We start from the raw sequence: 11,557 nt of genomic DNA, 5'->3' as shown, positions 1-11,557 counted from the left end.
TTTTGCCAAGCACGCAGAAGCACAAGGTGCGATTTCCGAGAAGCTGACGTCTGTCGACGAGTTTGATGCAGCATTCGCCCGTGCCAAAGAAGCTGACCGTACTTACGTGATTGTGGTTGATATCGACCCAGTATCACCAGCGGCATGGTCTAAGTGTGACTGCTGGTGGGAAGTCGGGCTACCTGAAGTGACTCGCAATGAGCACACCGCGAAGAAAGTCGCGGATTGGGAAGAAGGCCGAGCAACCCAGCGACGCGGTGTATAGGGACGTGGCGTTTAATACCGGTTCCTAACATAAACGAATTCCGAACATTTAAATCTTAATATTTCCAATAATTTATCCGCAGGTATCACATTCTGATGTTGTGATGCCTGCCAAGGAGTGAACCATGTTTAATGAAGAACGTCATTTTGACCAACCAATCCGCTGGGCAATGGTAGGCGGCGGCCGTGGTAGCCAGATCGGTTACTCACACCGCAATGCTGCACAGCGCGATGGTTTGTTCAAGCTGGTAGCCGGTGCTTTCGACCTAGACCCAGCACGTTGCCGTGATTTCGGTGAGAACCTAGGCCTTGACGGCGACCGTTGCTACGCCAACTACAAAGAGATGTTCGAGCAAGAAGCCCAGCGCGAAGACGGTATTCAAGCTGTATCTATCGCAACGCCAAACTCTACCCACTACGAAATCTGTAAGGCAGCGCTAGAAGCCAACCTTCATGTGGTGTGTGAAAAGCCAATCACGTTCACTACGGAAGAAGCGGAAGAGCTAAAAACAATCGCTGCGCAGAACAACCGTGTTATCGGCGTGATGTATGGCTACAGCGGTTTCCCAATGGTCCAGCAGGCGCGTGAAATGGTTCAGCGTGGTGACCTAGGTGAAGTTCGTGTGATCAACATGCAGTTTGCCCACGGCTTCCACAACGAAGAGTATGAGCTAAACGATCCGGGCCTGAAGTGGCGTGTAAGCCCAGAAGTTTCTGGTCCAACTTACGTGCTAGGTGATATCGGTACTCACGCCTTCTACCTATGTGAAGTGATGACAGGTCTTGAGGTTGACCGTCTATCTTGTATGCGCCAGAGCTTCATCAAGTCTCGTACGCCGCTAGAAGATAATGCTCACGTGATGATGGAATTCAAAGGCGGTGCAGTCGGTACGCTATGGGCATCAGCGGTTAACTCTGGCTCTATGCACCAACAGAAGATCCGCATCGTGGGTTCTAAAGCGTCTATCGAGTGGTGGGACGAGCAGCCAAACCAGCTTCGCTACGAAGTTCAGGGTGAAGCACCACGCATTCTAGAGCGCGGTATGGGCTACCTGCACCAGGACGCACCGGGTGTTGCCGCTAACCGTGTTGGTGGTGGCCACGCAGAAGGTTACTTCGAGTCTTGGGCAAACCTATACCACCGTTTTGCACTGGCATTCGACGCGGCTGACCGCGACGACCAGGCAGCGCTGGCTGATATCTGGTTCCCAGGTATCGATGCCGGTATCGAAGGTGTACGCCTGTGTGAGAAGTGCGTTGAGTCAGCAGACCAAAACGCAGCTTGGGTTGATTACGAGTAATAGGAACGGACCATGACAAAGATTGCACTTCAGCAAGACCGCAAGCTGGATGCCATCGTGTTGGGACGTGCGGGCGTAGACCTCTACGCCCGTGAATCAAACACGGACATGGCTGATATTTCAGGCTTTGAAAAATTCGTCGGTGGCTCGGCTGCCAATATCGCAGTCGCAGTGAGCAAATTGGGTGGCAAGGTCGGCTTTATCGGCTGTGTTGCGGATGATGCCTTCGGCGGCTACGTGAAACAGTACATGTCAGGCCAGGGCATCAACCTGGACGGCATGATGACAGACAACTCGGGCTCTCGCACTTCTGTCGCGTTTACCGAGATGAAGCCAAGTGATTGTACGGTTTTGATTTACCGTAACAACGCTTCTGACTTGACCATCAAGCCAGAGCAGGTAGACCCAGAGTACATCGCGAGCTCGAAAGTGTTGGTGGTAACCGGAACGGCGCTTTCTGAAAGCCCAAGCCGTGAAGCAACATTGATTGCGATGGAACATGCGCGCCGCAGCAACACACTGGTTGTGCTTGACGTTGACTACCGTCCTTACTCTTGGCGTACCGATGTCGATGCCTCTATCTACTACGGCATCGCAGCAGGCTTGTCCGACATCGTTATCGGCAACCGCGAAGAGTTCGACATGATGGAAACCGTGCTGGCACCGGGTAACAAGGATGACGATGCAACGGCAGAGCGCTTCCTGCGTGCCAATACCCAGGTTGTCGTGATTAAGGCCGGTGAGTTTGGCTCTAAAGTCTACTGCCGCGACGGTCACAAGTTCCAGCAAGGTATCTTCCGCGTTGAGGTTCAGAAGCCATTTGGCTCGGGCGACTCATTCGCTGGCGGCCTGATTTGGACACTGGTAAATGGCGGCGAATTGGAAGATGGCGTCAAGCATGGTTCAGCGGCTGCAGCGATTAACGTTAGCGGCAACAGCTGTACCGAAGCGATGCCAACCAAAGAGCAGTTATTCGACTTTATTGAGACCAGAGAGCAAAGCCTTTAACTAGCGCCAAGCGTTAAGGAAGGGTCATTTTGGTCAGCCGGGCCAGTATCGTATGGCTTATCAGTCTTCCATCGGTACAAACCATCGAGGTCCGGCTTTTTTATTCCCCCAAGCCTATAGCGATAGGCGCCGATTAACAGAATCAGATAATTAAAAGGCTGCACTGACTAATCAAAATAATAGGTCGGGCAGTGAGGAGAGAGCCATGGGTAAGCATATCCCGCCGTTTGATAACAAGAACCAACCAATCATCGATATTAACGACGAAGTGACACCACTATGTTACTTCAACCAAGTTCGCCTAGCGCAGGGCGAACAACACCAGCATGTTGTCGAGGGCTATGAATCTGTCATCGTCCTGGCTGGCGGTACCTGTTCAATCACAGTGACCAATGGCGAGAAGACCGAAGTATACGACAACATCGGTAAGCGTAAATCGGTGTGGGATGGTAATCCTGAAGCGGTATATGTCCCGCTTGGCTATAGTGCAACCGTTGATTGTGTCAGCGACACCGCTGATGTGATGATTGCGGGCGGTAAGTTCGAGCAGTCTCTGGAACCTTTCTGCATCCGCGAAGAGAATGTCGATATTGTTCAGTACGGTTCCGACGACACCAAAACCCACCGTAAGATCAAACACGTACTGGGCCAGTCAAACTCTGACAACCGTGGCCGCCTATTGGTGAGCGAGTTGTTCACAGTCGGTGCCGGTGGTTGGTCGGGTTTCCCTCCTCACAAGCATGATGAAGACCGCGTTAAGCCTGACGGCAGCAAAGAAACCTTGTACGAAGAAGTATACCAGTTCCGTTTCAACCCAGGCTTCGGCTTCGGTGCCCAGTTCCTGTACGAGCACGAAGACGACTTCGGCCCGGTTTACCACGTACGTACCGGCTCTGTGATTGCTATCGACAAAGGCTATCACCCAAGCGTCGCGGCACCTGGCTATGAAATGTATTACTTCACCATCATTGTGGGCAAAACAGAAAAGTCGTTGATCCAGCACTTTGACCCGCACCACGAATACCAAGTAGAGACGATCCCTGGCATCAAGGACATGATCGCCAAGTTTAAATAACACGGAGGCTTACTAATATGCTCGTTAATCTAAAAGACCTTTTGCCTGAGGCTGCAGCCTCCGATTATGCCGTACCTTGCTTCAACGTGTTCGGCTACGAAGATGCCCGTGCCGTGGTAGAAGCGGCAGAAGAAGTGAACAAGCCGGTGATCCTCGCTTGCAACAAAGATGTGGCTGATTTCTACGGTGTTGAGACCGCTGCGGCGATGTTCCTGACCTTGGCGAAAAACAGCACGGTACCAGTGTGCTTGCACCTAGATCATACCTACGAAGAAGAGATCGTCTACCGCGCCCTGAAAGCAGGCTTCAGCTCAGTGATGTTCGATGGCTCGCAGCTATCGCTGGAAGAAAACATTGCCCGTACCCGTGCGGTGGCAGATGTAGCCCACGCAATGGGCGCATCGGTTGAAGGTGAGATTGGTTCAGTGCCTTACGATGAGGGTCGTGACCACATCAAATCTATTTATACCGAAGCAGAAGAAGCGGCCCGTTTTGCCAAAGAAAGTGGCGCTGACTGTGTGGCTGTCTCTGTAGGTAACGTACACCGTCTGACCGAGCCGACTTGTACTATCGACTTTGGCCGTCTGGACAAGATCGCCAGTATGGTAGATGTGCCATTGGTTATCCACGGTACCAGCGGGATCCGTAACGAAGACATGGAAGTGCTCAAGCGCACCCGTGTATCGAAATTCAATATCGGTACTTGTCTGCGCCAAGCGCTAGGCCATGGCTTGCGTGATTTCATGAATGAAGAGCCTGAGAAATTTGACCGCATTTACTTCATGAAGAAGGCCATGCCGGCGGTGAAGGAAGAGGCGATTCGCAATTTCAAACTACTGTCGTAATAAATGTCGTGACCATTTGCCCTGTTAATACAGGGCATTTTTTTCCCAGGAGAGCATCAATATATGGAAGTAGCCGAGCTTGTTCCCACTGATTTAGACACCCTCAAAGATCACATTGTCCGCCGCTATGACGACTTGAGTCCACGCCTGCAACAGGTGGCTGACTTTGCCATGGCGCAGCCAATGTTAGTTGCGGTCGAGACCATGGTGACGATTGCCGAGCAGGCCAATGTGCCGCTGTCTACCCTTAGCCGTTTCTCCAATGCTATGGGTTTCTCTGGATTCAGTTCGATGCAAGCGGTCTTCCGTAATCACTACTTCAACCGCCCTCGGGATTATAAAGAGCGGGTACGTAGGGCAAAAAACGAGGCTGAATTTGGTCCCGATTCCGCTGCAGCTATCTTCCATGATTTTGGCGCGGCAAATATCGAAGCCATGGAGCAGCTGCAAATTACGGTTTCACCACAAAAGTTGGATAGGGCTGTCGCTTTGCTTGAAGGGGCCGAGACGATATATATCCAGGGAATGCGCCGTGCGTACCCTGTCGCCTTTTATCTCTGGTATGCCTTGATGAAATCAAACAACGACGTGGTGTTGGTTGATGACAATGGCGGCATGCTCTCGCCAATGACTCGCATGATGAGCGAGAAAGATGTCTTGGTCACTTTCACCTTCAGCCCTTATGCGGCGGAGACCACAGACGTTATAGAAATGGCTCACCAGAAGAATGTGCCGATTATTGCCATTACCGATAACCAGATGATGGAGCAGGGCAATAAGCTGGATGTCTGCTTCGAGGTACAGGAAGGGGATAATTTAGGTTTCCGCTCACTGAGTTGTTCGGTCTATCTGGCCCAGACCCTTGCGGTTAGCCTGATGTGTAAAGATACACAATAGAGCCTCGCTTGAGGCTCTATTTCATTTCAAGGGTTTTACCCTTACTCGCCACATTCTTTGTTGAGGTAGGCCATGGCAACCGCTTGGGCTTCGCTGTTGGTGTTCACTGTTTCTTTCTTACGTAGCTCTAGGTAGAGCTCGACACACTTTCTCACCGCTTTGGTTAGCGCGACCGGTTCAGGTATCGCTACCGTTTCTTCGAGTTGCTTGGCAAACTCCGGTAAATACTTTTCAACTTTGCGCACCCCGAATGGGGTAAAGCCACCTTGTCTTAACGCCAATGGCGACAACACGACCTGACGGATAAAGGAAATAAACTCCAAGGTTTCAAAATACTCACCCCGGGCAATTTTGGTTGCCGCATAGTGGGTCCAGATCCAGAAACGATCCTCGATCCATTGTGGATCCGGCTGCGGAAAATGATGCTGGGAGTTTTGGAATACATCCGAGAGGTAACTTTCCCGTTCCCACACTACTTTGGTCTCATCAACACGGGTAGCGGCATCCGGCAGGGCAACGAATTTGAAGTCGACATGTATCGTATTTGGCTCGAACAGGGCGATAACCAAGCGGGGTTCACCGACGTGTTCACCGGTAAAGGCGGCGAGTTTGCCTTCAACGCGGTCAATGATCTCGAAACGTTCTGTCATGATGGTGTCGAAAGCTGATGGTTCAACCGCAATAACCAGGTCGAGATCGCTGTACTTGTCCATGGAGTCAGAAGCAAACGAGCCACTGGCACCAATGCCGAGAATGCGGGGATCCTGCGAGAAAGCCGCAATGATTTTGTCTAGAAGCTGCTGATGAGTGCTTGGAAGTGTTTGTGGAAACTTCATATTTTACCTATTTAATTTATTGAAACTGCTGGCGCAGCCACTGCGGTAAAATGAGCGCAGCATTACAGAATGCCAAAGAATAAAAGATTTTACTAGTGGTGAGATAGCCTGATTAATAGGCAATGAAAAAAAGCTCGCAACAGCAAAGTGTTACGAGCTAAACAACGGACTAATAGTGGTTATGATTTTCCGAATGCGCGAATAATCATGCCCGCGTTATATGACAAATCCACTAAGGCATGATGACGTTTTGGGTTATGATCGAGTGACTTAATTTGATTGCGAGCAAATATGAATCCAGAAAAGCTGTATCCCATTGAAGGTTTTACCAACACACTACTCCTCAAACCGCTATTGGCCCAGAGTGATATCGACAACATAACGGTTGGCGATTACACCTATTACAGTGACTTTGACGACCCGAGCAAGTTCTTTGCTGAAAATGTGTTGTATAACTTTGGCTTTTCTGGCACTTCCCTACATATCGGCAAGTTTTGTGCGATTGCCCACGGCACCAAGTTCATCATGGCCGATGCCAATCATGCTACGTCTGGGGTGACCACCTTTCCCTTTGCGGTATTCGGTGGAAAGTGGGCCGACTCATTGCCACTTGGGGAGTACCCGTTCAAGCATTACAAGGATATTCAGGTTGGCAATGATGTCTGGTTTGGGAACGAAACCACTGTGATGCCCGGTGTGACCATTGGCAATGGCGCTATTATTGGCTCGAAAGCCGTCGTTACCAAAGACGTACCGGCCTATGCCATTGTGGGAGGCAATCCAGCCAAAGTGATCCGCCAGCGTTACTCCGCTGACGAAGTCGCCAAACTAGAGCAACTTGCCTGGTGGGACTGGCCTATCGAACACATCGAGCAGGCTATCCCTCTGTTGGTAAAAGGCGGTGTTGCAGAGCTGTCAGACTATGCTGAGCAACATAACCTGTCGTCTTTATAGTCATTGCCAATAGTTGAAGTGACCCGACACTTTTGGCGCTAGGCATGTGATTCGCTTGCTAAGCGCCAACTACTATGTGTAAAATTTATCCAACATTTCTTTAGGAGCTAACGCCGACATGAACAACTAACTTCCTGACAGCCAGTTTTTATTATCTTGGACTCTCGGGGTTAGTGGGCGTTACCTCGTCGTACCTTCTCTATCAACATATCTATTTGCGCTTGTTCACCTGGCTTTTTGCCAGCACTTGAGTATTCAATCGAGCGTACAGTAGGATCAAAGTAACTGCCTAGTCACTCTATTGGCGTAGAAAGACATAACCCCTTTATTCGTTTTAAAGGGAGGTATTTATGCCTGCATTAATCGCCCATCAATTAGCTTTTCAGTTAGATACTGGAGAGTGGCTATTTCAACACATAAACATTAGCTTGAATGACGACCTGACCGGCTTGATAGGCCGCAACGGTGTAGGTAAGTCGGTCTTGTTATCGCTCCTGCTTGGTAAATTAACGCCGACAATAGGCAGTGTGTCCTGTCAGGGGCAGGTCGGTCATTATTCCCAGCAACCTTCCGAGTTGCTGGGAGGCACTCAGACTGTTGCTGATTTTCTAGGTGTCAGCGAAAAACTGGCCGCAATTAATGCCGTTGAGCAAGGCCGGTGTGATGCCCAGTATTTTGACATCATCGCTGATGACTGGGAGGTCGCTACGCGGACCCAGCAGGTGCTGGTCGATCTCGGGCTACCTGAGTCACCAGATGTTTTGTGCCGTGACCTGAGTGGTGGGCAATTGGCACTGCTGCAGCTATATCAGCTGTTTAATTCAGGAGCTGATATCTTGCTGCTTGATGAACCCTCCAACCACCTGGATGCAAGAGGGCGCCAGTGGCTTATCAGTCAATTACGGCAATTCGCCGGGAAAGTGTTAATAGTCAGCCATGACCGGGCATTGCTCCGTTATGTGGGGGGAGTTTACCACCTGACCAGTTTAGGAATGCAGTATTACCAAGGGAACTATGATGAGTTTTTTAGTCAGCATACCCTGAAGGAAAACGCTCTCGAGAGACAGATCACCCAGCTCAAATCAGAGCAGAAAAAAATCGAGCGCCAACAGCAAGCGAGCAAGGAAAAGGCCCAGCAGCGCAGGGCGCAAGGTGCTCGGCTCAGAAAGTCAGGTAGTCAGCCCAAAATTCTACTTGATGCGATGAAAAACAAAGCGGAGCAAAGCCAATCTGCGGCTGCAATCAACCAACAGAATCAGCTTAGGCGTAACCAGCAAAAGCTCTCTGCCATGCGGCAGCAGCAGGAAGCAATCAAACCACGCCATTTACATTTGGCGGAGTTCGGACAGGCGAAAAAGAATACCGTATTGAGGCTTGAAGGTTATAAGTTGCCATATGGTAGCAAGGAGCCTATCAACCTATTGCTGATGCAATCTGAACGTTGCTATCTAACGGGTGGCAATGGCTGCGGGAAATCAACCCTGCTCAAGAGCATTCACCAGCAGGCGATAAAGCCAGCGAGTTCAAATGTTTCAAGCCCATTATCGTCAACCAAGATGTTGGCCAATGTAATGACAGAGTATCTCGATCAGCACTTCAGCCTACTCAGCCCTGACAGCAACATGCTGGACTGCTTGATGGAATACTGTAAAGGGCTAAGTGAGAGTGATGCCAGAACCTTGCTCGCGGGGATTGGTTTTCGCCGTGGCAGTGTCTACCGCCAAGTCACACATCTTAGCGGCGGGGAAAAGATGAAGCTGGCGATATTGATGGTGAGCCATCTTCCCGATCAGCCTTTGCTGCTGCTCGACGAGCCTGACAATCATTTGGACATCGATGCCAAGCTGCAACTCGCTAAGGCGCTGAATCAATATAGAGGGGCATTTATTTTGGTGAGCCATGACGAGGATTTTGCTGGGGCCATTCAATTTGATCGCCAGCTGAGTTTATCTGTAAGTCAATAAATCGGAATTTTTAAAAAAGTGCGTTGACTCTAGCATTGTTCCAGAGTCTATATTGCATCTGTCAAAGGACATAGTGGGATAGAGGGTAATTTAACTCTCACACCATAATTATTTGGGGGGATGTGAGAGTCAAATTGAAGGGTATATATGGATTTTGATTTTGCAGTTGAACAAATTAAGTTAGTCGGCCTCGAGCAAGGCTATGAGGTCGGCGAAGGTGAACGGACTTTCGAGTTGTTCATCGATAACCACCATGCTGTGGCATATAAAATTGTTGCCAATAACTCATCGGGATATATCCAGGTCCACCAGTGGGAATGTGGTGAAGACGGCAGTGGTGGCAAATATGGCCGTGGTGTCTATTCATTGCGTAGCTATAGCGATGTTGCCCATTTTTGCCAAATTTTAGTTGCCAGTGCATTTATTCGTGCACGGCGCAGAGACTAGTGTTTTTTTAACCTTGTAAACCTTGTAAACCTTGTAAACCTTGTAAACCTTGTAAACCTTGTAAACCTTGTAAACCTTGAACTTTTTACTCCTTGTAAGTTCATCCAGTAAACATTCACTTTTTCAGATTTTGTCATTAGCAATTAGCCGGCACCCTGACTATTTCATTAGGAAGGTAGTGCCGGTATTTTTTTATTTAAATCAATGCTTCAAAAATATCCCTGCAAAATGCACCAGCCGCGCTTGGTTTAGCTCATTGGCTGCACCGCTGACCCCTGCCACCGCCGTCAGTTTACCCTCGAGGTACAAAGGAATAGCAAGGCAGTTGAGGTTGGGCTCTGCTTGCTCCAAATCCAAGGCATAGCCTTGTTCTTTCACTTGGTTAAGCTCTTGTTCCAATGCCGGGCTGATTTGTCCGCCCAAACGCTGCGAGCGTTTTAGTTCCTCATCAAAAGCGAGGAATACCTTGCCAATTGCCGAGGTCGCCAGACCCTCCCTACGACCTCGAGGACTGCGGATCGTCAGGGGGTTGGCACGTTCAATCGCATCAATATAGAGGTATTCCTGGCTCCCGCTTTGTACGGCGAGGTAAGCGGTATTATCGGTCAGTAGGGCCATGTGTTTGAGCAAAGGGGCGAAGTGCTGGCGGATAGATTCGTCATTTTGTTCTAGCGGTTTGGATAACTCCCTCAAGCGTAACCCTAGGGTATACCCTTGCTTGCTGCGGTTGATATAACCAAGGTGGCTCATGGTGGCAAGGATGCCGTGGGCTGTGCTTTTGCTCAGTGCCAAGCCCTCGCTGATTTCTTGCAGGGATAAGGGTTTGCCTGCTAGTGAGAGCAATTCAAGCATAGCAAAACCACGCTCAATAGATTGAATCGTCTTGGGCTCTTTAGCATTTCGCTCTTTTGTTTTGGTTTTTTGGGTACTAGCTTCTTTGGTTTTAGCTTTTTTGGTATTAGCTTCTTGGGCCAAAATGTGTCCTTAGCTACAGCACTTTATCTATATTGCTGACCAGATAATCGATCAGTGTCCTGACTCTGGTTGGGAGGTACTCCCTTGATGAGTAATAAACCCAAACTTGGATAGGCTCCCCCCAGTAACTTTCTAGCAGAGGCACTACTTGGTTTTGCTCCAGCTCTTGATTGAACATCCAACTCCCCAAGCAACTGATGCCTGCGCTGGCCAATGTCGCCTGCTTAGCAGCTCGGAAGTGGTTGACGATTAGCTTGCCTTTGGGCTCGTAGAGCTTGTTTCCTTCACCATCGTTTAACCGCCAACCATGAAACCGCCCTGAGGTGGTAGAGCGCACAGGAATACACTTGTGCTCATCCAAGGCTTTGATGGTGGTGGGCTTGCCATAGCGTGCCAGATAATCGGGGGTTGCATATACCCCGATACCCACTTCAAAAAGCCGTCTAGCTATAAGGCGTGAATCTTGGTTGATAGCGGTACCGATACCCAAATCAAAGCCGTGTTCAACCAGATCCACCACACGATCATCAAAATGAAGATCACAGGTGATCTCCGGATAGGCTTCCATGAAGTCCAAGATCAACGGCAGGATATGTTCTTGACCGATGGAGCTTGATGGCAGGTTGATCTTAAGTTTGCCACTGAGGCTTTGCGAGTCATCGGTGATCCGCTCTATGGTGTGCTGGATAGACTCGACAGAAGGCGTGAGGCTATCAAACAGCTGTTCGCCCATTTGGGTCAGGCTCAGTGAGTGGGATGAGCGGTGGAAAAGCTTGACCTGCCATTCTTCCTCCAATTTACCGATGGCCTTGCTGACGGCAGGTGCGGAGATCCCCAACGCCCGTGCAGCCTTGGCAAAGCTGCCTGTTTTGGCAACCTGAATAAAGATAGGAAGTTGGGTGGGTAATGCTTTCATTAACTTATGGTTACCTTGCTAATAACTCAACAAACACTACAGGTTAATAAGGTTTTGTTCAATACTGTACCTAAC

11 protein-coding genes and 1 pseudogene are annotated in these 11,557 nt (G+C 49.6%); 9 read left to right on the top strand and 3 right to left on the bottom strand.

What is annotated here, in order from left to right; all coding sequences use genetic code 11:
* From BIZ37_RS01020 to BIZ37_RS00995, 6 genes and pseudogenes are all read left to right on the top strand, one after another.
* Positions 1 to 265: pseudogene (locus BIZ37_RS01020) on the top strand (3D-(3,5/4)-trihydroxycyclohexane-1,2-dione acylhydrolase (decyclizing)); the annotation flags it as partial.
* A 124-nt stretch (positions 266 to 389) separates the two neighbouring features.
* Positions 390 to 1,565 (top strand): Gfo/Idh/MocA family protein, encoded by a 1,176-nt coding sequence (locus BIZ37_RS01015; RefSeq protein WP_107298719.1) that lies wholly within the window; start codon positions 390 to 392, stop codon positions 1,563 to 1,565.
* Positions 1,566 to 1,577: 12 nt separating this feature from the next.
* Entirely contained in the window at positions 1,578 to 2,573 is a 996-nt protein-coding gene (gene iolC / locus BIZ37_RS01010) for a 5-dehydro-2-deoxygluconokinase (protein WP_187459939.1), read from the top strand.
* A 205-nt stretch (positions 2,574 to 2,778) separates the two neighbouring features.
* Complete coding sequence (locus BIZ37_RS01005) at positions 2,779 to 3,648, top strand: 5-deoxy-glucuronate isomerase (RefSeq protein WP_187459938.1); 870 nt, start codon at positions 2,779 to 2,781, stop codon at positions 3,646 to 3,648.
* Positions 3,649 to 3,665: 17 nt separating this feature from the next.
* Positions 3,666 to 4,493 (top strand): class II fructose-bisphosphate aldolase, encoded by an 828-nt coding sequence (locus BIZ37_RS01000; protein ID WP_187459937.1) that lies wholly within the window; start codon positions 3,666 to 3,668, stop codon positions 4,491 to 4,493.
* A gap of 63 nt (positions 4,494 to 4,556) precedes the next feature.
* Positions 4,557 to 5,390, top strand: coding sequence for a MurR/RpiR family transcriptional regulator (locus tag BIZ37_RS00995; protein ID WP_187459936.1), 834 nt, complete (start codon positions 4,557 to 4,559; stop codon positions 5,388 to 5,390).
* 41 nt (positions 5,391 to 5,431) lie between these two features.
* On the opposite strand, the gene BIZ37_RS00990 is transcribed toward BIZ37_RS00995, so the two are convergent.
* The gene (locus tag BIZ37_RS00990; protein ID WP_187459935.1) at positions 5,432 to 6,226 is read right to left on the bottom strand and encodes an aminoglycoside 6-adenylyltransferase; all 795 of its coding nucleotides are present in this window, start codon (positions 6,224 to 6,226) and stop codon (positions 5,432 to 5,434) included.
* A gap of 291 nt (positions 6,227 to 6,517) precedes the next feature.
* Here BIZ37_RS00990 and BIZ37_RS00985 point away from each other — a divergent pair, with 291 nt between their 5' ends.
* From BIZ37_RS00985 to BIZ37_RS00975, 3 genes are all read left to right on the top strand, one after another.
* On the top strand, positions 6,518 to 7,180 hold the full coding sequence (locus BIZ37_RS00985; RefSeq protein ID WP_187459934.1) for a CatB-related O-acetyltransferase: 663 nt from the start codon (positions 6,518 to 6,520) through the stop codon (positions 7,178 to 7,180).
* Between the two features lie 350 nt (positions 7,181 to 7,530).
* Positions 7,531 to 9,144 carry an ATP-binding cassette domain-containing protein gene (locus BIZ37_RS00980; RefSeq protein ID WP_187459933.1) on the top strand — a complete coding sequence of 538 codons (1,614 nt, stop codon included), beginning with the start codon at positions 7,531 to 7,533 and terminating at the stop codon, positions 9,142 to 9,144.
* 147 nt (positions 9,145 to 9,291) lie between these two features.
* A complete protein-coding gene (locus BIZ37_RS00975) occupies positions 9,292 to 9,591 on the top strand; it encodes a hypothetical protein (protein WP_107298711.1) in 300 nt (99 codons plus the stop codon).
* Between the two features lie 201 nt (positions 9,592 to 9,792).
* Here BIZ37_RS00975 and BIZ37_RS00970 read toward each other — a convergent pair whose 3' ends face one another.
* Together BIZ37_RS00970 and BIZ37_RS00965 are read right to left on the bottom strand one after the other, a co-directional pair.
* Entirely contained in the window at positions 9,793 to 10,470 is a 678-nt protein-coding gene (locus BIZ37_RS00970; RefSeq protein WP_370577283.1) for an IclR family transcriptional regulator, read from the bottom strand.
* A gap of 109 nt (positions 10,471 to 10,579) precedes the next feature.
* Positions 10,580 to 11,482, bottom strand: a complete 903-nt coding sequence (locus BIZ37_RS00965) for a LysR family transcriptional regulator (RefSeq protein ID WP_187459932.1) — start codon at positions 11,480 to 11,482, stop codon at positions 10,580 to 10,582.
* Positions 11,483 to 11,557 lie beyond the last annotated feature (75 nt).

This window comes from Photobacterium sp. BZF1 (assembly GCF_014349205.1).
Lineage (GTDB): Bacteria > Pseudomonadota > Gammaproteobacteria > Enterobacterales > Vibrionaceae > Photobacterium.
This window is presented reverse-complemented; position numbering and strand designations above follow the sequence as displayed.

What these genes read in the sequence shown, in the direction of transcription:
- iolC (WP_187459939.1), top strand. Translation starts at nt 1,578, where the DNA reads ATGACAAAGATTGCACTTCAGCAAGACCGCAAGCTGGATGCCATCGTG.
- BIZ37_RS00990 (WP_187459935.1), bottom strand. Translation starts at nt 6,226, where the DNA reads ATGAAGTTTCCACAAACACTTCCAAGCACTCATCAGCAGCTTCTAGAC.
- BIZ37_RS00995 (WP_187459936.1), top strand. Translation starts at nt 4,557, where the DNA reads ATGGAAGTAGCCGAGCTTGTTCCCACTGATTTAGACACCCTCAAAGAT.
- BIZ37_RS01015 (WP_107298719.1), top strand. Translation starts at nt 390, where the DNA reads ATGTTTAATGAAGAACGTCATTTTGACCAACCAATCCGCTGGGCAATG.
- BIZ37_RS01000 (WP_187459937.1), top strand. Translation starts at nt 3,666, where the DNA reads ATGCTCGTTAATCTAAAAGACCTTTTGCCTGAGGCTGCAGCCTCCGAT.
- BIZ37_RS00965 (WP_187459932.1), bottom strand. Translation starts at nt 11,482, where the DNA reads ATGAAAGCATTACCCACCCAACTTCCTATCTTTATTCAGGTTGCCAAA.
- BIZ37_RS00985 (WP_187459934.1), top strand. Translation starts at nt 6,518, where the DNA reads ATGAATCCAGAAAAGCTGTATCCCATTGAAGGTTTTACCAACACACTA.
- BIZ37_RS00980 (WP_187459933.1), top strand. Translation starts at nt 7,531, where the DNA reads ATGCCTGCATTAATCGCCCATCAATTAGCTTTTCAGTTAGATACTGGA.
- BIZ37_RS00975 (WP_107298711.1), top strand. Translation starts at nt 9,292, where the DNA reads ATGGATTTTGATTTTGCAGTTGAACAAATTAAGTTAGTCGGCCTCGAG.
- BIZ37_RS01005 (WP_187459938.1), top strand. Translation starts at nt 2,779, where the DNA reads ATGGGTAAGCATATCCCGCCGTTTGATAACAAGAACCAACCAATCATC.